Source organism: Niallia oryzisoli, from assembly GCF_036670025.1.
Taxonomy (GTDB): domain Bacteria; phylum Bacillota; class Bacilli; order Bacillales; family Cytobacillaceae; genus Bacillus_BD; species Bacillus_BD oryzisoli.
This window is the reverse complement of record NZ_CP137640.1, coordinates 5,093,866-5,120,651: the sequence shown is the minus strand read 5'-3', so window position 1 is coordinate 5,120,651 and position 26,786 is coordinate 5,093,866. Positions and strand designations below refer to the sequence as shown.

General features: G+C 37.3%; 19 protein-coding genes and 1 riboswitch. Of the genes, 12 read left to right on the top strand and 7 right to left on the bottom strand.

The genetic code is table 11. The annotated features are described in order from the left end of the window. Window positions 1-4 precede the first annotated feature (4 nt). Entirely contained in the window at window positions 5-1,312 is a 1,308-nt protein-coding gene (locus R4Z09_RS25570) for a hypothetical protein (protein ID WP_338449504.1), read from the top strand. Between the two features lie 220 nt (window positions 1,313-1,532). Here the strand turns inward: R4Z09_RS25570 and R4Z09_RS25565 are convergent, their stop codons facing one another. Then, window positions 1,533-5,660, bottom strand: coding sequence for a phosphodiester glycosidase family protein (locus R4Z09_RS25565; RefSeq protein WP_338449503.1), 4,128 nt, complete (start codon window positions 5,658-5,660; stop codon window positions 1,533-1,535). 297 nt (window positions 5,661-5,957) lie between these two features. On the opposite strand from R4Z09_RS25565, the gene R4Z09_RS25560 reads away from it, so the two are divergent. The 3 genes from R4Z09_RS25560 to R4Z09_RS25550 all read left to right on the top strand — a co-directional run bounded on the left by R4Z09_RS25560 (window position 5,958) and on the right by R4Z09_RS25550 (window position 8,162). Beyond that, window positions 5,958-7,226, top strand: a complete 1,269-nt coding sequence (locus tag R4Z09_RS25560) for an EAL and HDOD domain-containing protein (RefSeq protein WP_338449502.1) — start codon at window positions 5,958-5,960, stop codon at window positions 7,224-7,226. Beyond that, window positions 7,216-7,560, top strand: a complete 345-nt coding sequence (locus tag R4Z09_RS25555) for a PilZ domain-containing protein (RefSeq protein WP_338449501.1) — start codon at window positions 7,216-7,218, stop codon at window positions 7,558-7,560. Before R4Z09_RS25560 ends, R4Z09_RS25555 begins: the two co-directional genes overlap by 11 nt. A gap of 419 nt (window positions 7,561-7,979) precedes the next feature. Further along, window positions 7,980-8,162: a hypothetical protein gene (locus R4Z09_RS25550; RefSeq protein WP_338449500.1), complete on the top strand. Its 183-nt coding sequence runs from the start codon at window positions 7,980-7,982 to the stop codon at window positions 8,160-8,162. Window positions 8,163-8,211: 49 nt separating this feature from the next. Continuing rightward, a riboswitch (cyclic di-AMP (ydaO/yuaA leader) is annotated at window positions 8,212-8,350 on the top strand. Window positions 8,351-8,561: 211 nt separating this feature from the next. On the opposite strand, the gene R4Z09_RS25545 is transcribed toward R4Z09_RS25550, so the two are convergent. The 3 genes from R4Z09_RS25545 to R4Z09_RS25535 all read right to left on the bottom strand — a co-directional run bounded on the left by R4Z09_RS25545 (window position 8,562) and on the right by R4Z09_RS25535 (window position 10,936). Beyond that, window positions 8,562-9,866 carry an alpha/beta hydrolase family protein gene (locus R4Z09_RS25545; RefSeq protein ID WP_338449499.1) on the bottom strand — a complete coding sequence of 435 codons (1,305 nt, stop codon included), beginning with the start codon at window positions 9,864-9,866 and terminating at the stop codon, window positions 8,562-8,564. Between the two features lie 191 nt (window positions 9,867-10,057). Further along, the gene (locus R4Z09_RS25540) at window positions 10,058-10,486 is read right to left on the bottom strand and encodes a DUF3021 family protein (protein WP_338449498.1); all 429 of its coding nucleotides are present in this window, start codon (window positions 10,484-10,486) and stop codon (window positions 10,058-10,060) included. Between the two features lie 12 nt (window positions 10,487-10,498). Next, entirely contained in the window at window positions 10,499-10,936 is a 438-nt protein-coding gene (locus tag R4Z09_RS25535; protein ID WP_338449497.1) for a LytTR family DNA-binding domain-containing protein, read from the bottom strand. 370 nt (window positions 10,937-11,306) lie between these two features. Between R4Z09_RS25535 and R4Z09_RS25530 the strand changes: the two genes are divergently transcribed. Further along, a complete protein-coding gene (locus R4Z09_RS25530; protein WP_338449496.1) occupies window positions 11,307-11,768 on the top strand; it encodes a hypothetical protein in 462 nt (153 codons plus the stop codon). A 504-nt stretch (window positions 11,769-12,272) separates the two neighbouring features. Beyond that, window positions 12,273-14,249 (top strand): methyl-accepting chemotaxis protein, encoded by a 1,977-nt coding sequence (locus R4Z09_RS25525; protein ID WP_338449495.1) that lies wholly within the window; start codon window positions 12,273-12,275, stop codon window positions 14,247-14,249. A gap of 353 nt (window positions 14,250-14,602) precedes the next feature. Here R4Z09_RS25525 and R4Z09_RS25520 read toward each other — a convergent pair whose 3' ends face one another. Genes R4Z09_RS25520 through R4Z09_RS25510 form a run of 3 tightly spaced genes read right to left on the bottom strand, consistent with a single transcriptional unit; the run spans window position 14,603 to window position 18,286 of the window. After that, complete coding sequence (locus tag R4Z09_RS25520; RefSeq protein WP_338449494.1) at window positions 14,603-15,772, bottom strand: Ger(x)C family spore germination protein; 1,170 nt, start codon at window positions 15,770-15,772, stop codon at window positions 14,603-14,605. 1 nt (window position 15,773) lies between these two features. Beyond that, a complete protein-coding gene (locus R4Z09_RS25515; RefSeq protein WP_338449493.1) occupies window positions 15,774-17,204 on the bottom strand; it encodes a spore germination protein in 1,431 nt (476 codons plus the stop codon). After that, on the bottom strand, window positions 17,201-18,286 hold the full coding sequence (locus R4Z09_RS25510) for an endospore germination permease (RefSeq protein WP_338449492.1): 1,086 nt from the start codon (window positions 18,284-18,286) through the stop codon (window positions 17,201-17,203). The genes R4Z09_RS25515 and R4Z09_RS25510 overlap by 4 nt, the downstream gene beginning before the upstream one ends. Before the next feature lie 266 nt (window positions 18,287-18,552). On the opposite strand from R4Z09_RS25510, the gene R4Z09_RS25505 reads away from it, so the two are divergent. The 6 genes from R4Z09_RS25505 (at window position 18,553) to R4Z09_RS25480 (ending at window position 26,643) form a co-directional block, all read left to right on the top strand. Beyond that, complete coding sequence (locus tag R4Z09_RS25505) at window positions 18,553-20,343, top strand: pyruvate kinase (RefSeq protein ID WP_338449491.1); 1,791 nt, start codon at window positions 18,553-18,555, stop codon at window positions 20,341-20,343. Between the two features lie 139 nt (window positions 20,344-20,482). Then, a complete protein-coding gene (locus R4Z09_RS25500; RefSeq protein ID WP_338449490.1) occupies window positions 20,483-21,319 on the top strand; it encodes a DMT family transporter in 837 nt (278 codons plus the stop codon). Window positions 21,320-21,824: 505 nt separating this feature from the next. Continuing rightward, window positions 21,825-22,682: a glycerophosphodiester phosphodiesterase gene (locus tag R4Z09_RS25495; protein ID WP_422392218.1), complete on the top strand. Its 858-nt coding sequence runs from the start codon at window positions 21,825-21,827 to the stop codon at window positions 22,680-22,682. A gap of 192 nt (window positions 22,683-22,874) precedes the next feature. Then, window positions 22,875-23,978, top strand: a complete 1,104-nt coding sequence (locus tag R4Z09_RS25490; RefSeq protein ID WP_338449489.1) for a phosphatidylglycerol lysyltransferase domain-containing protein — start codon at window positions 22,875-22,877, stop codon at window positions 23,976-23,978. Between the two features lie 58 nt (window positions 23,979-24,036). After that, window positions 24,037-24,483 carry a GtrA family protein gene (locus R4Z09_RS25485; protein ID WP_338449488.1) on the top strand — a complete coding sequence of 149 codons (447 nt, stop codon included), beginning with the start codon at window positions 24,037-24,039 and terminating at the stop codon, window positions 24,481-24,483. A gap of 171 nt (window positions 24,484-24,654) precedes the next feature. After that, window positions 24,655-26,643: a sigma-54-dependent Fis family transcriptional regulator gene (locus R4Z09_RS25480; RefSeq protein ID WP_338449487.1), complete on the top strand. Its 1,989-nt coding sequence runs from the start codon at window positions 24,655-24,657 to the stop codon at window positions 26,641-26,643. Window positions 26,644-26,786 lie beyond the last annotated feature (143 nt).

Genomic DNA, 26,786 nt, shown 5'->3' with positions numbered 1-26,786 from the left:
AATAGTGCCATCATCCCTATTATTTGTGAATAAATTAATAAGTAAATACTTTGGTCCAGATTTATTGAAAAAAGTCATTGATTATGTAAAAGAAAAAGTTTCAAAAGAAAAGCGATATGAAAATGCTAGAAGTAAGTATAATAGCACGATTAGCTCATTGGAATATGTAAGGTGGCAAAGTAAAATATTAACTAAGATTTATGGGGATCAACCGATTGTTCATTTATTCGGACGTAATCATATGGTAGTCGCACATCCATCCGACGGGAATATTGAATATCCTTTTGTTAAGGATGATCTACATCATTTTAGTATGTTAAAAAGTGTAGAAATTCCAGAATATAGACCAGATAAAACACAAATGAAGTATTACAATATCATGAGCTCTAAAATTAAGAAACCAAACTTAATTGGTTTTGAATTGGATGAATATGAAGTTAATCATGAGGGACAAATCTCGTCTTTTACGGCAAATATTTGTCAATATAGACATACGGTGATAACTAGTCATATTCTTGAATATGAAATGTATCAGTTATATAAAGAAAACAGAAGCATTGCAGACGCTTCTGTGGAAGAGATTTTAAACAATTTGCCATATCGAAATAAAATACATATAGGACAATCAGTTCAAGATGTTATTATAAAAGGGAAAAACCGTCACGCTTTAATGAGTGTGCAAATGATGATTATCTATTGGGATGAGAGGTCTCAATGTTATAAAGTGCCAATTATAAAAAGGTCAGAGGAAGTTGCATTAAAGCCAAATTATTGGCATATCATCCCTGCTGGGGGTTTTGAAATTTTTGAAAAAGAAGATATGCATAATGAACATGTGATTGAGGAAAATTTTGATATTCAACTGGCTTTGTTTAGGGAATTATTGGAGGAATTATACAATGGCCGTGATTTTGAAGACAATGAAATGGGCCATGACGGCAACGAAATCATTTATCGAAATCCAGTTATTGAACAATTGGAAAAATTACTAGCAGATAAGAAAGCAAAAATCGAGTTTTTAGGAAACACGACAGATCTAACAACCTTAAGGCCAGAACTTTCGTTTTTATTAGTTGTCGATGATCAGGATTTTTCCAAAAATACCTTTGAAAAAAACTTTGAAGGCGCAGTGATTAAATCAGTTAAACTAGACAAACTCGAATCCATGTTTAAAAATGACCTATTATACCCAAGCAGCGCTGGTCTTTTGCAACTAGCCATAGCTTCAAGCATCTTTAAAGAAAAGGGGTGGGATTTGGGTTCAGTTGCCACGTCCGATCAGTCATTATCAAAGGAACGTATAACGATATAGGAACACGCTTTAAGTTAAAATCTATGATGGTAAATTTTAGACGGTTGACGGTTCTCGCGTTTCATTGAAAGGGAATGCTATAAGGAGAGGAATTTATTCAGGACTTCTATAAACAAAAGAACCGTCCCTGCGTTTCCAAGATCAATGAGAAAAAAACACTTTATTATCAATGTTAAAAAAAGTGCCAGGCACACTGGAGAAAGTGCCTGACACTTTTTTTCTATTCTTGAACTTCTTCCTCTTCTTCGTGATAATCAGGATTTACAACAGTAAATTCATCAATGATTTCACCGTCAGAAGTAATGGTTGTGAAGGTAATTTGGTCTTTGTCAACCTTTGCCTGAATGGATACGGCAATGTTATCCGTATTGACATAGTCGAATTTTTCATCAGTTACGGCATCGTAATGTTTTTTACCTGTTGTACCGACAATCACATATACGGTTCCGTTTGGATCTTCTTTTTCGGCTTTCAATTTTTTCGTTCTTCCGTAGGAATGATCATGTCCAGAGAAGACGATATCAATTCCTAATTCATCGACAACTGGCGGCAGCTTTTCTTTCATTAAGGCATTACCACCACTTGGGTTTGTGTAATAAGGAGGTTTATGTGTCACAAGGATTTTCCAAGGCTTGTCTGAATTTTGGACATCCTGCTTTAGCCACTCCAGCTGCTTGTTCAAAATCTCAGCATTATCGGTGTAACCTAATACGCTAATGTGCATGTTATTGTAATCAACGGAATACGTACCGCCTTTGTCTGCGTCAGGCCCATTGTCAGGAGCGTTGAAAATAGCTTTTGCCAGATGTCCATCCGCATCTCCCATATATTCATGATTTCCAAGAGCCGCGACAAGATCGGTTGAACGAATCTGATTGAATTGGCTCATGATACCCAATGTAGCATCCCATTGATTAAATTTAGAGGATTCATCAATTACATCTCCGACATGGATCATGAACGATAAGTCTTTTTTATCTAAATCCCCTAGTATTTTTTCAAAGTCACTCAAATCAGAAGGCGATTGAGTATCACCTAAAATAGCAAATTCAAAACTTTGCTTTCTTTGTAAGGTAGAGAATTCAAGAAGCTCAGACCAGTTTTCTCCATCACCTACACGATACACATAGGTTGTGCCTTGCTGTAATTTTTTTGCTGTTACTTCATTTACGCGAACGATTCCGTTTTTCGTTATATCCTGCTCACCAGAGAATACTTGGTTAGTAGATGATCCGGTAACGGTTTCCAATGATTTATTGCCTTTCTTTTCATAATCCTTTTTTCGGGCTAACTGGATCACCGTATTCTCTTTTGCTAAAGGACTAGACATCCAGGTGAAGCCTTTTTCTTTATAAGGATCTCCGGTTGGCGTAGAAATGATATTTTTTATTTCTGTCTCCGCTGCAAGAGCTGGGTAGGTTTGCGTGTTCACTTTGAATGAATACTTTCCATCCTTGACAGTATATAAAGCTATTTTCTTCACTTCATTTGTGATGGATTCGACAGTAAGAGAACCTTTGTCGTCCGTTTTGCCAAGTAAAATAGGCTGGGTATTGCCATCGATTAACGCGAAAACTTCAGCATCACTGACTACTTCATTTTGGGTATTTTTAACAGTCATTACTGCAGGCTTGCCAATTAGGATTGGCTCTGTCGTTAAATCAAAAGCACCCGCCACGTCAACACTTGCTGTTTTCATGGAGTACGTTGGAACAAAGCTCTCACCTATAGGGGTATGGAATTGTAAGCTAGCTTCTGTCATTTCATAGGTCAACTTACTGCCTTCCTTTGTCGATGCAGGAATTCGAAGCTGAATGGTTGCAGCGTCTGCTTCCGCAGCCGTTTCCCCGTTATTCACAAGATTCATAGTAAGTGTTCCTGTGCTGGCATCATAGCTATAGGTGCTAGTTTGGAATCCATTGGAAAAAGTAACATCTTCCACGGGATAATTTTTATCGATTTGCATTTTAAGCTTTGAACCTGAGATTTCAGATAGGTTGCTGGCTTTGACGACCAAACTGAACACATCGCCAAGCAATGCTTGCTCTTGCACATGGGTTATTTCCATCTTTGCTGAACCGGTGTTAACCGTAAAATAGACAGTTTCGATGGCTTGGTTTCCCAATTTGTCAGGGACCATAAGTGTTACTTGATGTGTTCCATCTGCAAAGGTTAATCCGTTTAATGAAATATACCCATCCATATCGTATGAAAAATGTCCTTCAGACTGGGAGTAGTCTTTGCCATCAATGAAAATCCTTATTTTTTCCCAATCAATTCCAGTCTTAAATGGATCGTTTTCAAATTCATTTACGTTAGCTCTAATATTTACGGCATTTGTAGCAAAATCTTTCCCGTCTACGTTAATTGATTGAATTTCTGGCGGGTTTAAGTCATCCACTTTTTCGCCATATACGGCTCTGATATTATCAATATAGATGGATCCTTTCGTCATCGGTCCGGTAATTCCAGATCTTGTAGACATTAATCTAATGGTTTGTGTAGCAGATAGTTTGAACGGTCCTGTGAAGGAAGCTGGTATTTCGGCTTCAATGTATTTCCAGCCTGTCCAATCAATCCCTGGTTTTTCCAATGTAAGGTTAAGGGTCTGACTTTTGTTATTTCCATCGACAATCAGCATTCTCAGCCAATAACCTTGAGCTTCAGGAGTGGCATATACCCACATCCCTATGCTTGATGGGTTATCAGGGATCGGCGTGTTTGTACCCGGTCCTGCATAGGCTCCAAGTGTGGTACCGGTCTGTGCATTGGTCAAATCAAAATCCAGCTTTAATGACTGACTGCCAAATCTGACGGGTGCAGGATAGGAAGATAAACTAAGTGCCACTTTTTCACCGCGGCCGGCAGTAGAGGTTTTCCAGCCTCCAAGCGCATTTTCAAAATTAAATAAAACTTCAGGGAGCTTTCCAACCGACACCTTTATTTGGGCTGTAAGACTTGTTCCTTTTAAGCGAGCGGTAATTGTCCCTGATACGATTTTATCACCTGTGTGGAGTATACCAGATTCATCAATGGTTCCCATTCCTTCAGGGATTTCAAACTCAATATCCTGTAAACTCCAGTTTACATTTCTTTTTTCAAATTTGGTGATTAAGTTTAAGTTTGCTTCGCTGTTTTTAGCTACGGTTAATTCAGGTGCGGTGAAATATATCTCATCCGGTTGAGCTATTTCGATGATGCTTTTTCCAACCTCATTGCCCTGATATTTTAAAATAACTTGCAATTCACCCGTTTTACCGTTTGATATAAATTTTCCATTTTCATCAATCGTGCCAAAGGATGAATCCGATAATTCCCACAAGAAGAATCCGTCTGCAGGTAATCCTGCGGAAGCCATCGATTTGTCCCTTCCTTTAGCTGTAAATGAAATCGATGAGCCGGGGATAAAGGATTGGTCATAAGGTTCAATATGTGCGGAATGAAATTGATGATCGGATGGCTCTTTTGAAACAATCAGCCAAGTATTGGCTACACTTCTCTCTGAACGGTCAGAAGGTTGATTGTCTACCTCTAGATTATCACCGCCTAATTCACGAGTTGTGAAGGTGGAAGAACCTCCTCCGTCAAGGTTTAAAGCATTTACCGCCCCCATGTCAATCATTAGCTGTGCTAAATCCGGCATGGAAATTCCAGCTGAATAAGGCTCTTGTCTGCCATCAATAACGACAAAAAATACATCGCCATCTGCTTTAATCCCAACAGCTGTCCGGGGTTCTTTATCCGCTCCTGTTTGAGGAGTTTGATAGATTTGCCCATTTTTTACGAGAATGGCATTGCCGCCCAGCGCTTCTTGCAATTGATCTTTTATTCCCTCATATTCGGTTGCGTCACCAATGATGGCTTCGCCGGATTTTTTTATCCCAAAGAATCTCCAGTTCGTTCCATTCTGAGCTTTAACTGCTTGTCCATCTTTGTAAACAATACCTAGCGGTTCCCCTGTGGCCATATTGTAAAAATCAGCATTCACAGCAGCCACTACGGTATGATTCTCGGAATTAGCTGCCTTTGCTTGCTGCCTGACGGGCTGAAGTCCGAACCTAGTACCGTCATTCGGTGTACCTGCTTCAATGGAGACACTAGGATTTTGTAGATCTACATCGACTACAAAACTCTCAATCTTTTTTCCATCCTTTCCCTCAAAACTGTAGTGCTTTTCCTTCACACCAGGTGCGAGGTCAGCTTGATACTCATTGATTGGTGTTTGGACGACCACAGAGTTCAAATCATATCCGCCCAATGCCGAAGTGATACTTGGGGAAATCAAACTGCCTGCCAAAGCCAATGACAGGGTGACCCGTGACATTCTTTTACTCCATTTTTTCCTCATGCAAGCTCCTCCAAAAAATAATCATATCGTCAATTTCCGAGGAAATAGCCCAAAAATAGACGATTCATTCTATAATATTCCAAAAATATTAATCACGTATTGATTTAAAGTAAAGTATCTATGGATTGAAAGAGGTAAGGTCACTGTGATGCCCCGAAAGGTATTCGACAAAAATCATTATTTTCCAACGTTAGTATTCTACAAATTTTTTGTGTAAAATAGTATATAATACCTAATTAAAAAGGATAATAGGTCTTTTGGTAGATTAATTGTTAAATTAAAAAGGGAGGAGCTGCTTTGGAAATATTTATAGCTAGACAGCCAATTTTAGATGAAAATCAAGAAGTTCATGCCTACGAACTACTTCATCGAAGCAATAAAGAAAAGAATTTTTCATTACTGAGTAATGATCAAGCTACATTAGATGTAATTAATAGTTTTGTACAAATAGGTATAGAAGATTTGTCAGAAGGTAAGCCTTGTTTTATTAACTTTACTGATACGTTATTAGCAAAAGAAATACAATCATACTTTGACCCGGCGACGATTGTGATTGAAATATTGGAAACTGTTAAATTAACTGATGAATTTATAGATCTATTGAGGAAACTAAAGATACAAGGATATAAAATTGCGTTAGATGATTTTGAGTTGGAGGGGCACGAACCATATTTTCATACTGTTATGAATTTAGTTGATTTTGTAAAAATAGATATTCAAAAAACTCCAAGAGACCAACAAATTAAAATAATAAGTTTACTTAAGACGTATAGTGTAGAGCTTTTAGCAGAAAAAGTTGAAACAAGAGAAGAATATGAACAGTGTCTTAAGGATGGGTATACATTCTTCCAAGGTTACTTTTTTTGTAAACCTATGATTATTTCAACCAATGATTTGAGCATTCAAAAGAATAACTTATTTTTAATTATAGGCGAACTATCTCAGCCTGAAGTTGATTTTAATAAAATTGTCAATAATATTGAGAGAGATGTAACTATTTCTTACAAATTACTAAAATTAATTAATTCCCCTGTGTTTCGCAGAGTAAAGGAAATCAAATCGATCAAACAGGCAATTGTGATGCTAGGGTTAAAAGAATTAAAAAAGTGGATTAGTATGATGTTTATTCGTGAGACCATCAGAGAAGCAAACCAAATTCAAAATGAGATCACCAAAATGAGTATGGTAAGAGCAAAAGCTTGTGAACTCATTGCTGATAAAATTGGAAAGCGAAATGAAAGCTCGAGTTACTTTTTGACTGGAATATTTTCGTTAATTGATACACTTTTAAAACAGCCGCTTGAAGAAATCATTAATCAATTACCTTTAGATAAAGAAATAAAAGAAACATTAATAGGCAATCCCACACTGTATAAGGATGTCCTTGACCTAGTTATCCTACTTGAAAAAGGTGTCTGGACAGAAATTGCAAAACTTTGCGAAAAAATTGGTATAGAAGAGCAGGATCTTTTTGAAATATATTTGAATGCTTTGAAATGGACACAACAAGTAATCATTGAATTGAATCATTCAACGGAAAGGGGAGTTGCGACAAATGAGATATAAGAGAAATGAACCATTTAGATATCAATTTGAAAAACCGATTTATTGTATATTACAAACTAACCAAGAAAAGATAGATGGCAGTATATTAGATTTAAGTCCAAATGGCATGAAGGTAACGTCTACAAAAGACTTGCCTTTATTCAGGACTATACATATTACTTTTGGATTAAACGGAAATCAATTTAAAATAACTGGCAATGTTCGATGGAAAAAAAGTTGTTTAGCATCTTGTGTTGGGGGAATTCAGTTACAGAACGATCAGTCGGCTGCTAAGGCGATTACCCGTGAATTAAAGGAATATGTAAAAAAGTTTCCAAAATCCGCTTCGATGTAAATACGGATTTTATTGGTCACTGTGACGCCCCGAAAAATCTTGTTTCACATAAATTGTTCTACAAATGTGTCATAGAATTTAGTATGGTGTATGGTTTTGATACTGTAGTAAAGGAAGAATTTGAATGAAGTTTTTATTTTTTTTAATTGAGTGCGAAGAGGGGTAAGCCTCATTGTAATTTGTGTCATAAAATTGTCACAATTTTTTTAATATTTGACAATCAAAATGATGTACAATATCATATGTGGAAGGTAAGCTTGTTTTGGAAAAAACAGGCGACCTACATGCAAATTTCGTTTATGAAAGGGGAAGATAAAAGCAGCGTTTAGTGAAAAGATAGTAAGTATTGATTGTTTAGGCGATATGGCGTTGGGATTATATTTTTTGAAATCAATAATAAAAGCGAGGGAACTTTAATAATGTGGGTTATTACTGTGTATGGAAAAAATGATATTCAAATGTTTGAATTTGATAATCAAGAAGAGGCAAAAGAATCTTTTAAGAAAATAAAGGGAAGCAAAGTCCTTAGTGAGGTCATCTACTATAACGACTTTGATTCGAAACTCATCGAAGAAGCTTATGTAAGCTCTAAAGTTTCTTAAAAGAGACCAAACCTTTTTACTTACCCAATACCAACTAAAAAAGTTTCCAAATTCTAAATCGCCGAAACCATAGTGTGCGGGGGAACCATCTGGATTCATTAGAATCCATGGGGTGAATCCTTTATATAGGTAGGGCTACTCTGGCCCGAATCCGTCAGCTAACCTCGTAAGCGTTATAGAGAAAGAAGGTGGAGCTTATTATGGCATCCATTAAAATGTGTCTACAGGTCATGAAAAATGAACTTGTAGACACTTTTTTTTCATTTAGAAGGGCTTATAAGACGTTTTTTATTCCTGAGCATCTCTTTTGTCCTTTAGAGGAGCTCTATGAACCTTTCCTCATCCTTAGCATCTCTTATTGTCCATTAAATAAGCTTTACCCTTGGATATTGAAAAAAATCAATAAGTTTCTTCCGGAGAAAAATCCCCAATCCCTTTTAACTCATAATCAAAAAATCTAAGAATGAGTTCATTTTCCGTTTCAACACAATAATAAGGATCAATCTCAGCTTTTCCGGCTTGCAGCACATTTGCAAGTATAGGAGAGAATAGCGGTAAATCGGTCAAGCTTAGATGTTTTGCCCCTTGAAAATGAACCGTATAGGCATCTTTGAAGTGTTCATTATTGAGTTTGTTCGCTGCATAAGTCGAGTTGTTATCAAGCTGGTTCCAAACATCATCAGAATAAATGTTAAGAAGCGGAGTTGTGTAGTCTTCACTGCTTGCTGTAAAATCACCCATTTCTTTGTTATAACCAAGCTCACTAAAGAACGGAGCATCTATATTTACAACTGCACGTATGTCATTACGCTCTCTGCCTAGCCAAACACTTGCTGCACCTCCCATGGAGTGCCCGAACACACCGATTTTTTCAGTATCGATATGTTGATAAACGGGGTCTTTGTCACTTTTGGCTTTTTGAAGGATCGTATCAAGGACAAAATTCATATCGTCTGTTCGCAGTTTCATCCATTTTTGAATGAGACTAAATTCTTCTTCCCTCGTGTAAAAGCCCTCTTTATTAAGATTATTTATTTCACGGTTATAATCTGTATTGATCAAAGCAACTGTTCCATCCTCTGAACGAGTATAAAAGGAATGATACGTATGATCAATGGAAACGACTACATAGCCATGGCTTGCAAGTTCTGTATAGGTAGAGGTATTGCTTGCCTTAATCCCATATCCGCCATGTGAGAACACCACTAATGGGTATGTTCCATCTGCCTTTTCGGGATACCAAAACTCTACATTAACCAATCGGTTTTTCCCCATGTCGGTAAATTCCTCCATACGGTTTTTGTCCTCATAGGTGTAAGTTGCTGTTGCCACTTCATACTTACCTGTCACTTTTGGTGATTGATGCTGCGGAAAAACAACGGCAGGTGCCAGTGCGAATACAAATGCCAATATCATTAAAATGGATTTCCACACAATAGAAGAAGTTTTGTATTTTCGGATAGTTGTTTTGTTACGAATAAGGGAAACGGTTCCCTTTAAGGCTAATAGGAAAAGCAGGATGGCCAGCATAAACCAGCGGAAGCTCCACACAATCACCGATGAAAGTGTGAGAATGACAAAGACTATAAAAATACCAATCCGAATCCAATTCTTTAACTTTGTATGGTTTTGTTTCGTTCTCACACAATAGATGGCAAAAGCAACCTCGAAAATCAATGCAATTAATAAAAGTAAAATCCCCATAGAAATACCCCTTTTCATTCGAATCACATATTATGAACTCAGCATAATAAATGGCTGAAAAGAAGTATATAGAAAAACAGTAAGTTGTATCCAGAAGCAAATAAGATGCAAAAAAGAGCGGTAAGCTGTATCGCTTACCGCAAAAATAATCTGTTGCAGACAACTGCTGCACGTGATTTTATTGACTACACCTAAACATTTTTCCTAAATGCCTTTAGTTTTTCGTTGATTTTTTGGGCTTCTTTTTTATCCTTTTGCCATGACAACAGACGAACGAAAATATAGATAACGGCAATTTGCCCTGCCATGATGATTCCATCTAACACATTATTCACAATTTCAAACACGCTCCCAAGAGCAATTAAGAGAATCTCCAACGTGAAAAAATGAATCCCCATTCGAATTCGCATGTTCTTCTCACTTCTATCATTAGGAGAATATAAAATAAATCCCATTAATGCACTTAAAAAGGAAAATGCCATAATGATATAAATCGACTCTAAATCAAAGGCCATATGGGGATAATAGATTTGCCGCAAAAAAGTAATCATAATGATAATGCATGCGAAGATGATCAAGAAGTCCTTTATCATCTTTTGTGCAAATGTGGTCGTCTTCATATTATCCCCCTCTTACAATCCAAGCATATTTTTTAGGACAGGCACATACTGCCTTGATATAACAGCACGTTCCCCGTTATCCAGCACCGCTTCGAATCGTCCACTTATGGTCGGATAAACAGATGATATTTTGGCTATATTCAAAATCGTTGATTTGGAGGCACGAAAACAGTTCTTTTCCTTACATAATTCCTCTAACTCATAGAGCTTTTGTTTTACCTCAAAGACGTTGTCATTACAGTAAATAAAAACCTTTCCATCCACTGCTTCGAAATAATAGATATCACTAAGCTTGATACGATGAACTTTATCATTCTGATATCCTAGTAAAAGGAGGTCCTCCGTCTTCAGCTTGCTGACAATTTCGGAAATTTCATCATCTACCTCATGACACCGAATGATAATTTCTTCTGCTAGTTCTTTGTTTATTTCTTCTATTGAAATTTTCAAATGATCACCCACGGAAATTCAAATGATTTCAGGTCGAATAAGGATTCTGTTTGTGAGAACACCAATTACAATCCTCTAGTTTACATTTTAACAGATTATAGTTGGAAATTTATAGTATGATTTCCGCTTTAGTCGATCACTGTGACCGCTAAAAGTTTGTCGAAATTTACATCTGTATTGATAATAAACATATGTCTTAAATGGTATGTTATGAAGTTACTGGAGCATATATTGGTAATGTAGTTGTTCTCCTACGAAATATGTCTAATCATTTTATAGTCTAATAGCTGTTAAAGCCGGAAAATCTGAACAATCATCCCCCTTAAGGTCAGAGCGTTCTATGTTAATTCCTATTTTGGAGGTGACTCTAATGTTGATCGTATTGCTGGTATTTCATGTTTTGTGTAGTATCTTCTGGTTTGGTTCCGTTTTATTTGCGGATTTCATCCTGATGCCGGTCATTTCAAGTCTCGAACCACGGTATCAATTCGCAGTGATGGAACCACTTGGCAAACGCGCTGGCCGCGTATTATTTCCAGTCAGTATCTTGACGATCATCTCAGGGATCATCCTTGGCATTGCTACTGGGGTCTTGGACCAACTTTCCACACCTTATGGGTGGACTTGGATTGCTTCAATAGTGTTTACATGCTTGCTTCTTTATTGGGGGGTGGGAGTGATCAATCCCGCAGAGCGCAAACTTAAATACATTCTCCCAGAAACACCAGAATTCACAAAACAGTTATCAAAAATAAAACTTTTCATCATGATTGAATTATTATTCATGCTATTGATTTTTATTTTCATGGTATTAATGCGTTTCGGTTTATAATTTGGCCTATCATTATTTATGTTTAATGAAAATATCCGAACGGAAAAAAGGGAGATGAATGAATTGAAATAGGTGGTCAAAGTGTTCTACTGCACTATGATCACCTATTTTTTAATTTTAGTATTTTTTTCTTTGGCAACCAGAAAACTGTCCTAATTGCTAAGTGCCAGACACTCCTCGAATTATCTTATTTCACATGAATATTCCACGCAAAAAGAAACGTCAGCTCCGTTCCGGTGCTTCTTTGATCACTGGGTACCTGTCCCCACGACCCGTCACTGTTTCCTATTGAACTTATTAGACAAAATATATATGATTCATATATAGATAGATAAAAAGGTCTATATTTATTGGAGTTTATTACTGTTTTTTATAGGTAAAAGGAAGGGTGTGAGATTTTGTAAATCTTTTAGATCTTTAACGTTTGTTATAAAAAATCACTTAATCAATACCCACATTTTATACATATTCTAGTAAATAAGTTAAAAAGAAGAGGACAACAAGATGAAAACATTCTTTAGTAAAATCAACCATATTAGAACGAAATTAACGTTAGCTTTTGCCCTTATTTTAATTATTCCCATTCTCATTGTAGGTGTTTTATCTTTTACAACCGCCAAAGATACAGTTGAACGTGAAGTATTGGCGGGAATCGATGACTATTTAAATTTATTAAATACTACAATAAATAATGAAATGGAATCTAAAATTCAAAACGTCGAGCACTTTTCGCAAATTAGTGCTTCTCAACTCGATCAGGAAACCAATGTAACGGACTTACGGCTGAAATTTGATCAATATATCCAAACCCATCCGGAGGTTACTAACATCTATGTAGGTAATGAAAAAGGGGAATTTATTCAAGAACCTAATGTGGCGATGGACGCTGATTATGATCCAAGAAAACGACCTTGGTATCAAGAGTCTATGGTTCAGAGAGGTGAAGCGGTGATCTCGCCGCCATATATTTCAGCCAGTACGGACGGAATGGTCGTGACTATTTCAAAAGCCACTGCGGATGGCTCGGGCGTGATGGCGGTCGATATTGATTTAAAGTACTTGCAGGACTTAACTAACCAAGTGAAAATTGGGGAAGGCGGCTACGCACTTCTATTAGACGGAAATAAAAAATTTATTTCTCACCCTGAAAATGCTGGAGGAATTGAAGCAGCCGAAGAGTTTTACAATAAACTATATGAAAAAGAAAAAGGGGAGTTTACATATACTTTAAACGGTGAACAGAAAATCATGAGTTTTATGACGAATGATCTAACAGGCTGGAAATTGGGAGGAAACCTCGTCTCCAAAGAAATTAGTGAGCGTGCTGCCACCATTCTCAAAACGACGATCATCGTCATGATCGCCTCTGTCTTAATTGGTTCGTTAGCTGTTCTATTTATTATAAAATCGATTATTCGACCACTCAATGCGATTAAGGAAAAAGCAATTACCATCAGTCAGGGAGATTTAACCGAACCAATTGATATCAAAACGAATGATGAAATTGGAGCGTTAGGTCATGCGTTTAATGAAATGCAGGGCAGCCTTCGGAATCTCGTGCAAAAAATAGAAAAGAGCGCCATGCATGTGACGGATGCTTCAGAGGAATTGTCTACCAATGCTTACCAAACAGGCATAACATCTGAACAGGTGGCTACAGCGATTCAAGAGGTTTCGTCCAGTGCCGAAAAACAAACATATAAGATGGAAGAAAACACACAATCCTTACATGAAGTTTCACAAGGTGTCATGAGAATCGCTGAAAACTCGGCGAAGGTATCAGAGCTTTCCCATCATGCTTCACAATATGCGGAGGATGGAGGTAAAGCGGTACAGGATACCGTAAATCAAATGCAATCGATTTATGAGACAGTGACTCAATCGAACCTTGTGATTAAAACGTTAAATGAACGTTCAAAGGAAGTGAATTCAATTGTCGATGTCATTACCGGCATTGCCGATCAAACGAATTTACTTGCATTAAATGCAGCGATTGAGGCAGCCCGTGCAGGTGAACATGGAAAAGGCTTTACGGTAGTCGCTGATGAAGTTCGTAAACTAGCAGAACAATCCCAGCATTACGCAAAAGAAATCTATTCAATTATTGAGAGAATTCAACACGATACGGAAAAGTCCTTCAATATAATGACACAAGTGATGTCAGATGTTCAAAGCGGCGTCCAGATTTCTCGGGATGCCATCGATAAATTTAATAAAATTATTCATTCTACTAAAGAAATGGCTCCACAAATGCAAGAGGTTTCAGCAGCAGCCGAACAAATGGCAGCTGCCGTTCAAGAGGTAACCGGCATTGCTAATGAGCTTTCCGCCATTGCTCAAGAAAATGCAGCTACTTCAGAAGAGGTAGCAGCCTCAACTGAAGAACAAATTGCTTCCTTGGAGGAAATTTCAACCTCCGCAAAGAAACTTTCCACTATGGCAGATGAATTATATGGAGCTGTTTCTCAGTTTAAGTATTAAGTACACGGGGACGGCACCTCGACCCACTAAACGTGAATTGTCGGATGCTTAGTGTCTGCCCTTTATCAAGTATATTGGGTTGCGGTACCTTCGCTCTTATCCCGCGACAAAGTTTAAAAAAACCATCCTTAGATTTATAAAATCTTCGGATGGTTTTTTCGATTTTAGAAAGTTCATGTGACAAAAATTGAATGATAAAATAGTACCTTTTTTTAATATTCCCTTAATTTGAAACCTATAGGTAGTTTAATTATATAAAAGAAAAGGATTGAACCACTGTGACAGAGGCTCACACACTAGACCTCTCGCTTTCATTGGAAACCTCAAGAAGACCAGCCTTGCCCCAACAACAATCATTCCTTAATTGTAATTTTCCGGTTTTTAAATGAACCTGAATGTTCTAGCGAGATATGCGCTTCAATGGACTTTAAGCTATCTTCACGGAGCTTGGTATCCTGAGCTTTTAACTGTTTCCAATCCGAATGATAGTATCTGTACAGCTGGTGCTCTAAGTTCAAAAAATCAATGTCATGTTCTAATCCCAATTGATATAATTGCCTCACTTCAGAAATGATCCCTTTTTTTACGTAATCCTCCATGGCAGTAGCGTTGATCGTGTTGTTCTTCATGCGATTACTTATAATCCCATTGGCAAGGTAGAGGATAGTAAAGCGAACGTTTCCGTTTTGTTTTTCGGGTTGGATTTTTACCATTTGGTCTTCAAGCACCGCAAGAAATTCAGGTTTTTGTTTATTTGGTAATAGGATAGAAGCACGTTCCGTTTTAGGATTCAGCCAACGCATCCCTTTTAATTTTTCATAGGGAAAATAGCCTTTGTACTTTTGATTACTTAGAAAAAACGCACCATCGATAGCTAATTTTATCTCATTCTTTTTATTTTTCTTCCATTGTGTGTCATCAAGCTTGAGTGAAGGAATATAAGTGGTGCGTCCAGGTTCAAAAAAGTCCCGAGCAAATTGGTTTAGTTTTACAGGCCTGATCGTCGAGCTTTGTTCATATGAATTTTTCGGGTTGTGCAAAATCGTTTTTAATGAGCTTTGATTAAAAAATCCAGTAGAAGAAAGGATATCGACCATGGAACTTTTGGTTGCGAACATCCATGGTGTTGGCCGGAACTCATAATAACGCGTTAATCCATCAAAGATACTGTCCATTCCTTTTTCCAGCGCGGCTTCGCTTACAACAATGGCCGTGACATGTGCCCATAGAATTCGTTCCTGCGCGGTATGATAAGCTTTAAAAAACGCATCGATAAATGTTTCCCCGTTCGTCTTGGACACATAAACCTCTGCCGGCGCTTTTTCACCGTCTGCACTTTTTGCAACAGAGCTCAAGCCTATCATTTGAATATAGACATAATATTCCCCATCTTGATAGTCGACACCGATGGCGGTGCCAAAGTTTTGATTTTCGATGCTGCCGATATCATGGTCACAGCCTGTTACAAGCGATAGACAAAGAAAAAGAATGGTACAAAAAAGCATGATGGATGTTTGTTTCATACTATTTTCTCCGCTTCTGAATAAATGAAATGCCAAATTTTTTTCGATCAAATGGATCCACAAATAAAGCTGCTAAATATTCTTTGAATGTTAACGAGGCAATGGGTTCGAGATAAGCGATTTTAAATGACTCCAATTGAGAAAGATAAATAAGAATGCTAAGGAATCCAATAAAAAGCCCATACACCCCTAAAAAAATAGATAATAATAGGGTATAGAGGCGGAGGATACTCACGGTTCCGACTAAAGATTGATTCACAAGCGTGTAGCTCGCGACTGCTGTTAACGCAATGACAACAATCATCGTTGGGGAAGCAAGCCCTGCTTGAATGGCAGCCTCACCGATAATGAGCCCGCCGACAATTGAAACCGTTTGACCCAGTACGGTCGGCATGCGAATTCCCGCTTCTCTTAACACCTCAAACAACCCAAGAATAAAAATCGCTTCCAGACCGACGGGTAAAGGCAATCCTTCACGTGAGACAACAACAGTGGCTAATAGGGAAAACGGCAGCTGGTCCATATTGACCGAAGCCAGTGACACCCAAAGTCCCGGCAGAAAAATGGCTATGACTAAGCCGACAATCCGAATAAAACGTTCAAACCAAACCAGATAGTAAGGAAAATGAACATCTTCAGGCGATTTAATTAGCTCAAAAACATTGATGGGCCCAATTAATACAGAGGGTGACCCATTCACAATGATAATAAATCGTCCGCGCAGCATGCTTTCAATGACAAAATCTGGACGTGTCACATAATCGAGTAAGGGAAATAAAGAAAACGAGCGATCGGCAAGCCATTGCTCCAATTGACCACTGCTTATAACGCTTTCTCCTTGAAAGTCGGCGAGTCGCTTCCTGACTTCTTCAATAATCTCCTGATTGGCTTTGTCATTTAAATAAAGCAGAGATACCTCGGTTTTACTCAGCGAACCTATGGTAAAGGCTTCGCAATAAAGTTGTTCGGATTTCATTCGTTTCCGGATCAAGGAGATGTTTACATTCATCTCCTCGGTAAAACTATCCTTCGGTCCCTTAATTGAAACCTCTGTATTCGATTCCTGCGGATCTCGATGTGGTACCTTGCTTATATCAAACACATGAAAAAATGGTGTCCCCTCCCTAAATACAATCAGCGAACCTGAAAACACAAGATTGACCATTTCATTCATGCTTTTAATATGCTGAACAGGAGGCAGCAATTCAGAACGACGACGTGGTTCTTCTCTCCCTATACTTAAAAGTATGCGGTTAAAATACTCATTTAACTGTGTGGAATCAAGCATCCCTTTGCAGTAAAACGCTTGGAGATGATCGTCATTTTCAATTGGAATAAATTCAATATCTGCATAATGGCGAAAAAAGCTTTTTATCTCATCGCAAGTCAACGTTTCCTTTGCTAAAAGTTGGTCTAATTGTTTCAGGTTCATATGTTTTGGTTTCCTTTCTTCATTGGCAAATAGCTGATGATCAATAATGCCAATGAAATGGCCGCAGCATTTATCATAGCGGTTGGATAAAAGTATCTTCCGATGAGGGTTTGCACCCACATATCACTTAACGGAATTAAGGTCAATAATCCTAAAAGTAGGGAAGCGGCGACAAACACATGCTTCTTTTTCGAGACTTGTAGGTGGCCTTTAATCATATCCGAAAGCAGGTAAAGACCTAATGAAATTCGGATGATCTCACCGCTTAATAATTGAAACATCGCCAAGAAGTCAACATGGGAAATATATTCCCCTAAGGTGATGAGACGCCATTGTTCAAAGGCGGGGAACCGCATATCAGCTGCCAATGCCGGTCCGAATGAAGACAAGGTCCCCGTAGTAGGGCCAAGAATAAGACCTACTAAAATCGTGATCAGAGAGAAAATATTCATCAACGAAAACGATTTTTTTAAATGGTGCTGAAGAAGTAACAGCACAAGTAAATCGGCGCTGCCCCCAAGAATGATGATTGTCCCTTTTATTATGGGAGGGTAGCCATTAACCAGGACAGGGAAAAGATAGGAATAATTTTTTTCTGGAAAAGTAAACAAAGCGACGAACATTCCCAGCGCCCAAACAATCGGTAATAAAACCGCTGAAACATAGACAATCGACTTTAAGCCGCTATAGGCTGACCAAGCACTAATCATCAGGAAAGGCAGCATCACAATAAAGGATGGCGTCCGCGGCAGAAAATAAATATTAATGGATTGAATTAAATCATAAAAAGAAATCGCACTAATCGCAAAAACATAAGCCGTAAGGATGCCAATGAAAAAGCGTGAAATCACTGCCCCCGTACGTGCTTTGATCCAGTCATAAAGACATAGGCGCTGATGATTTTTTTTCATAATCAAATAAAGGATCATTCCCCATAACAGTAAGAAAACATAGGCAATCAATGAGCATAGCCATGCATCCCGTTTTCCTGTTGTGAGCAAATGAGGCAAAATGAGCACATGATTGGAAATGCCAATATAAAGGATAAGAACGAAAAATAATTGGGCCCGAGAAAATTGCATTGAAACACCACCAAATAAATTACCACTGTTGTTAGGTTTTGTTTGTGTTTCCAAATTATGCATTGGTCACTGTGACCACCCGGTTTTTGTCAAAATATGTAGTTTTGGTGCTAAGTGTCAGACACTCCTCAAAATATCTTGATTCACAAGAATATCCACGCAACATGCCGTCAGAACCGTCCCCGCGTTTCTGCGTATCTCAGCATTCCTAACCAAGGTCACCTTTAAAAAAGAAAAGCATAAATTAATGAAATGAGGTGACCTGTATGGAGAAAATTTCAAACCATAAAAATGAATTGATTGATCAACTTATTCAATTACGCGATGAAATTGAAGATTCTTTATTTGATCTTTCTAATAGCCACCAGATCGATATGACGGATGCAAGTAAGCAAAATTTATGTGCGTTTTTAGCCTTACAAAGATTTTTAAATCCGGCACTCGATTCTTTTTTAGTACAAGAAGGATTTTCATCTATACAAATGATGAGTCCCCATGTTTTGTATTCCTTGAATAAAATAATCAGCCATTTGTCTCCAAATCAACGGCAGAATGATCATTATATTGATATCGAACATGCCGTATACCTTAAAAATCAGCGAAATCAGGAGTTATTAGGAAAATCGGAAGAGGATCCCATCTCCATCATGGTCACTTTAGATAAAACGATGTTGGACACACCGGAAATATTCAAAGATTTACTAAGGGCTGGAATGACTATTGCCAGAATAAACTTAGCTCGTGATCATTCTGTATGGAAAAAGTTGGTTGAGGGCATTCGTGCGGCAGAAGAAGAGCTGGGATTTGAAACACAAGATAGAACATGCAAGATATACATGGACCTCCCAGGCCCTAAAATTCGCGTTGGTGATTTAAGGAAAATCAAAGTTCCATTAAAAATCAATACGAAAAAAACCTCCGCAGTGGGTTATTTAATGAGTCAAAAAAGTCATGAGAATCCTATTAAAGATGGTTTTGTTATAAAAATAAATATCGATGAATTCACGAATGCTGCTGCCGGTCAGATTATTCATTTTACTGACGCTAAAGGAAGAAAACGATTTTTCACGATACTAGAAATCGTTAGCCCAGCATGCTTAAAAGTTGAATTAAATAAATCGGCCATCTTAAATGGGGAAACGATTGTCGAACTGAGTCCTGACAAGAAGAGCAAACTAACAAATCTATTGGAGGGACCAGTAACAATTAAAGTGAAAATGGGAGATATTTTACGTATTTATAAAAGCTATCATTATCTTGGAAAACCAACGATGAATGGGGAACCAGCTTCTATTGGCATTACCTTACCGGAAGCATTAAGAAATGTTAGACCAAAAGACAGGGTCTTTTTTGATGATGGAAATATCTGCGGCGTAGTATTGGAAGTGAATGATCATTATTTAGATGTAGAGATTATCCTTACTAGAAATAACGTAGAAACGATTAAACCAGATAGAGGGGTTAATTTTCCAGACTCATTGGTTTTCTTAAGTGTTCCGGCTATTACAAAAATGGATATTACCATGTTAGCTGAAATCATCCCATTTGTTGACTTAATCGGAATTTCATTTATCCATCATCCAAATGATATTCGAATATTGAAGGGGTATTTGGATCAATATACAGAGAGGAAAATCGGTGTCATTGCAAAAATAGAAACAAAGTACGCCCTTTTGTCTTTAACCAAAATTGTTCTTGAAGGGGTAAATTTGGATCTGTTTGGAGTCATGATTGCTAGGGGAGATTTAGCGATTGAAATTGGCTACGAACAGTTGGCAAAGGCTCAGGAAGGAATCTTGGAAATTTGCCGGGCAGCACATGCCCCCGTTATATGGGCAACCAGTATTCTTAATCAAATGAATAAGACCGGAATACCGCTAAGGGCCGAGTTAACTGATGCTTATACGGGATTAAGGTCAGATTGTATCATGATCAATAAAGGTCCTTATATATCCAATTCCGTAAAATTTCTGCAACAGCTTGACCAAATTAAAAAAGATCCATTATTAGAGTTTAGAAATTCATTGTTATCCTTTGTGCAATATGATTTTCAATAGTATTTGGGATATCTGACTTCTTGTTTAATAGTTGGATATTACAATTTTAAAACAAGGTCTTATTTTAAATTGTAAAAACCACTTGAAATGCTAGAAATCTATATTAAAATAATTCTATCAATATGAGAGAAGGATTTTAATGTGGATTATAGCGGCAGTATTGACGATGGTTTGTTTTGGAATTAATAATATGATTTTCAAGGTTACTTCGGGAAAAGGACTATCAAAGGTGCATATGCAGTTTTTCTTTTACCTTGTCGCTTTTTTATTAATGGTTGGCTATGGAATCGCTGCAGGTTTTGCAACATTTAATGGATTAACGATTGTACTAGGTGCCATCATCGGAATATTAAATGCAAACGGGAATATTCAAATGTCAAAGGCGTTTGAAAAGGGGCCGGCGAGCATAACTTCGCCGCTGATTAGCACAAATACGGTTATTCCCATTCTAAGTGCAGCACTTATTTTCCACGAGCACATTTCACTCATTCAATGGGTTGGCATTATGGTTATGCTTGCTTCTGCAGCTGTCATCCAATATGTACCGGGTAATGGTGTGAAAGTGGATTATAAGCCGTGGATGTACCGCGTTTTATTATCGATTGGATCGTTTGGTGTACTCGGTGTGCTGATGAAGACGTCTTCCCATTTACATATTGATTCAATTAATACATTGGTTTGTATGTATGGCGGTGGTGCGGCTTATTTAATTATCAATAGCTTTATTATGAAGGAAAAATGGCAGCAGACAGAGTTGAAATTTGGGGCAATTATTGGATGCTTTAGTGTTGTCGGATATAGCAGCTATTTTTTTGCTCTGGAAACAGGAGTGGCGAGTATTGTATTCCCAATTGTTAGTTTGAGTTGTTTAGTTGTCGTTCTTAGCAGCTGCTGGCTATATAAAGAAAGGCTTAAAATATATCAAGTCATCGGGGTTATATCTGCATTAGCTGGGATTGTGCTGGCGAAGATTTAGCAAAAGATGCTCATGCAATATGGGGGTGTATCTCAAGTAAATTATATCCCCTAAAAAAGGACGATTAAAGGCCTTGTGGAGAGAAATATTCTCTGCAGGGCTTTTATTTTCATATTTCTCTTTCTTTTTGTCTATATACGGCAAGTTTTAGTTTTATTAATGCAGCCTGAAATGTAAGAATGGATGTAAAGGGGACTTATCGGACATTATATCAAGCATGTGCTTTGCTTTTGTCCTTTAGAAAGGCTCTATGAGACACTTCCACATTCTTAATCTTTCCTTTTGTCCTTTAGAGCCTAATTATCTTTTTCTCCCCACAAATCATTACAATCCAACAATTACCTTGTATTTTCTTCATAGTTCGGAAATACTAGGCAAAAACTAACGATTTTTTACATTTGTCATCAGATCTTTACTTTCTTTTACCCTTCTTATAGAAACTACTTAATATTTCTTTGGTATTTTTGTAAGTGTTGTCTATTAAATAGAGTGGGGAGATGGAGAAATGATAGGGAAAAAATGGTTACCAGCACTTAGTGCCCTTGTTATGGCAGCCGGGATTACTACAGGCGGGGGTGCTGCAATGGCAAAGGAAAAGCATAAGGATATCTTGAATGTTTCGCATCGCGGTGCATCTGGACATGCTCCGGAACATACATTAGTGTCGTATGATATGGGCGAAAAAATGCATGGGGATTATATTGAAGTGGATCTTCAAATGACGAAGGACGGCCAATTAATCGCGATGCATGATGAGAAAGTGGACCGGACAACGGACGGAACTGGGTATGTAAAAGACATGGCCCTTTCAGAAGTTAAAGCATTAGACGCAGGCAGCTGGTTTAACGAAGCCTATCCAGCGTATGCAAATGAAAAATATGAAGGATTACAAGTACCAACTTTAGAAGAAGTGTTCCAAAAGTTTGGTAAAAATAATAGCTACTATATTGAAACGAAATCACCTAACATTTATCCAGGAATGGAAAAAGAATTGTTACGTTTGGTGAACAAGTACGATATTAATAAGGACAAACTTCTTGTGCAATCTTTCAGTGCTGAAAGTTTAAAAATCATGCATGAACTGGATCCTTCTATTAAACTGGTTCAATTACTATCTTATCGTTCTAATGCGACTATTACTAATGAAGAAATCGCTGAAATAAAAGAGTATGCAATGGGAGTCGGCCCGAACCATACTTATTTAAATGAAGAGTATATCCAAAAGGTTGTAAACAACGGTCTTGAAATTCACCCATACACAGTAAATGATAAAGAGAGAATGCAACAATTAATTGACTGGGGAGTGACAGGAATGTTTACGAACTTCCCAGACCTGCTTCATGAGGTGAAGAAAGGAAAATAATTGGATTTGATAAAACAGTTGGTGCTTGCTTTTATGCAGGCATTAACTGTTTTTTTTAGGTTTATGGGGTGTCCACTATCCCCACAGAAATATTTTGCTAGACACCATGTTTCAAATTCTATCAAAATCTATTATCGACACCTTCTCTATGGTATTATGTAAGAGTGATTTTTATCAGGAGGAAATCTGTTCATGATTGACCAAATTCTTAGTCCCTTTAGAAAAAAACGCGAGTTAAAAACTGAATTATCAAAAGATTACAATATTTGTTACGAGCACTTACATTCCTTTTTAAGAGAAAAGGGAGGAAACCATGCATCACATTTAATCTTCTTACAAGATAAAGAACTATTTTGGACTAGCCAAAGAAATGTATTAATTGCTTATAAAAGGATTGCAAATAAATTAGTCGTGCTTGGAGATCCAATAGGAGAGGAAGCGGAGATCAAGGATGCAATAAAGGAATTTTGTGAATATGGTAAAAGATTAGGGTTAAAAGCTGTATTCTATCAAATAAGTCCACGCTATATGCAATATTATCATGATTCAGGCTATCGTTTTCTTAAGTTAGGTGAGGAAGGTCTTGTTAATCTTAAACAATTTTCTATAGAAGGAAAACAGGGTGCAAAATTGCGAACCCGATTTAATAAGTTTGTTCGAAATTCATACAGATTTAATGTTATCTATCCTCCTTTTACAGATAACCTTCTTTCAGAGTTAAAGCAGGTATCTGATTCTTGGTTAAGCGGGCAAAAAGAAAAGGGTTTTTCCGTTGTTTCTTTTAGTGAAGAATATGTTTCACGTTTTCCTATTGCGGTTTTGTACGGCCCTAGCGGGAATATCATGGCGTTTTCAACTTTAGCAACAGATTATAAAACCACGATTACGATTGATCTAATGAGAAAACTTTCTGATAGTCCACACGGAACAATGGATGTATTATTTATTCATATCCTTAAATGGGCAAAAGACAACGGATACAAACAGTGCAGCTTAGGTATGACTCCGCTGTCAAATGTGGGGCATTGCAAGCATTCTTTCACTAGTGAAAAAATTGCACGCCTCGCGTATGTTTATGGTAATTCATTATATAATTTTAAAGGCTTAAAAGAATTTAAAAATAAATTTGCTACCGATTGGGAGCCTAAATATTTAGCATATAAAAAAACATCACTTCCCATTACTTGTTTTCAGCTGTTATTACTAATTAATCGAAACCATCAACCCAATAAAAAGGATCATGAGGAAAAATACGAATATCTTTCAAAAAAGCGCGATAACACAATTGCTAATTGATTGATGATCAAGTAACTTTCCTTTGGTGGCTCTCTTCAAAATTGAAAGGACATTCATTATGGTGATAAATAAAGAACTATCCTTTAAATTTATGAAATATAGCTTTGTCGGCTGTATAAGCACGCTCATCTATTTCATTTCAGTATTTGTTTTAGTAGAGTGGTTCATCTATGATCCTTTATATGCATCTGCCTTATCCTTTATTTTCATGACGTTGATTTCCTATTTGTTAAATAGAAAGTTTACCTTTGGGAGTACACTTTCCACGAAAACCTTGCTCCGTTTCCTTGTAGTCTCTTTAATTGGTTTTATAATAAATTTTATCATTATGTATTTGATTGTAAAGGTGTTTGATCTCCACTATTATCTCGGAGAGCTGGTAACAACCCTGATCATACCAGTGATTAATTTTATTTTAAATAATTATTGGACTTTTAGAATAAAAAATGAGGGCGGTTCCATCACATCGGTGGACACAGGCGCCTCGACCCAAAATGGAACATAGTTAAACTGCACCCTCAATTGTTTGTCGAAACTAACAAGTGGAGGTGCAGTTTCTCTTATGAAGATATATTCTATAGAGACTTCAAAACACCTAAGCCAAACAACGCCTCCTGCTTCGTACGAGTTTGTGATATAATATTCTTAATCTTTCATATATTTTGGAGGGCATTTGATGAAACCGACACTTACAAATAATGAAGTTGGATCCATGGAATATAACCTTTCTATTAATAAAATTTGGAAGCAATATCAAGAAATGGGACAATATACGGGCGAAGAGATCCGTATGGACATTTTCCATTCATGGGAAGATTCGAAGAAGCTAGGCATCAATCCTTTTCAAAAAAAAATTAATGAAATTATTACCCAAACCGATTTAGATAACTGTCTTGAGAAAAATAAAGAATTGCTAACGGTTGCCACGCCAAAAATAAAAAACATATCCGACCTATTAAATGAATCGAAAACGATGTTTTCCATTGCAGATAATCATGGCACAGTCTTGTATTCTGAAGGTGAAAAGAATATCCTGAAGAAAGCGGAGAGAATCAACATTTTCACTGGGGGAACCTGGAGTGAGAAATCAGCGGGAACAAACGCAGTGGGGCTTGCGCTGAAAACCAAACAGCACTCGCAAGTTTTGTTTTCGGAACATTATTGTGAAAAAAATCATGAATGGTTTTGTGCGGCTTTCCCTATTTTGTATCCGTTTACAAATGATTTATTAGGCGTGATTAATATTGCGGGATGTAATAATCAGTTGAATCAGAAACACCTTAAGTTTATCTTTTCCGAAGCAAATCAAATCTCCAAATCTATCAATCAATATTTTTTCAAATATGCTTTACGAAATCATTTATTTTTAAATACGGCATTGGAAGGTGTGGAAGATGCAGTGTTTATCGTGGATGGTGGAAAAAGTATTGTCGAAAAAAATGCTGCCGCTCAATCACATTCCCTTCTAAGTGAAGTTCAATCGTTAAATAGCATACCAAAGTTAGATCGTTTCGTAGAGTTTGTTTTACATAATGGACAACAGATTTTAAGAGAAGAGGTAAGTATTAATCATAAAAATAAGCAAAAATTTATTTGCTCTATTTATCCTGTCACTTTCCAAGATGAGATTTTCGGAGCCGTTATCTTTTTTAGAAAAAACATTGAGCTTCCCATCACAAAACCGCAAAAACCAAACAGAATCCAATCTAGAAATTCTACATCCACACGTTATAGTTTTGATGATATGATTGGTTCTTCAAAGGAGTTTACAGCTATCGTAAAAAAAGCACAGAAAGCTACGATGATCGATACCACTGTTTTTCTATCAGGTGAGACAGGGACAGGAAAAGAGCTTTTTGCCCAATCCATTCATCAGGGTAGTAACCGGAGTGATAAACCCTTTGTAGCGATTAACTGTGGAGCTGTTCCACATAGTTTGTTAGAAAGTGAATTATTTGGTTACGAATCAGGTGCATTTACAGGAGCGAAATCGAAAGGAAGTCCTGGAAAATTTGAATTGGCTCAGGGTGGTACGATTTTCCTTGATGAAATTGGAGATATGCCGTTAGATTTGCAGGTCCACCTGCTTCGGTTATTGGAAGAAAGGGTGGTCACCAGACTTGGTGGGGGCAAACCGATTCCGCTTGATGTACGTGTTATTGCGGCTACTCATAAAAATTTAAAGGAAGCTGTACAAAAAGGTGAATTTCGCGAGGATCTATTGTATCGTCTGAACGTGATCCAGCTGCGAATTCCTGCTTTACGTGAAAGAAGCAGCGATATCCCGGCATTGGTTCATCACTTCATAAACATGATGGGTGGAGAGTTTGGAAAGAGTGATATCGTCGTACAAGCAGATACGATGCAGTACCTGACACACTATCATTGGCCAGGGAATATTAGGGAATTAAAAAATGTTATTCAGCAATCACTTTTTAATATGGAAGGAAATAGCCTTTCCCCATTCGATCTTCCTCCAGAATTGCTTAATGACCCTGTAGAGGAAGATGAAAAGGGAAGAATAATTGAAGCTATGATGAGGGAGGATGGGAATGTCACAAACGCGGCAAAAATCCTTGATATTTCCCGAGCGACCATGTATCGAAAAATCAAACAGTATCAGCTGGCTGCTGAAGATTGGAAAGGCAAACATATAAAAAGCTAAATATAAAAACCTCCATTTTATACATCTCTCAGGTGAGAAGGATAGAATGGAGGTTTTTTTCTTGAGATAGTGAGACAAATGAGACAAATGAGACAAATGAGACACAATCCGTCTCATTGATACAAAACTTAAAAATACAATGG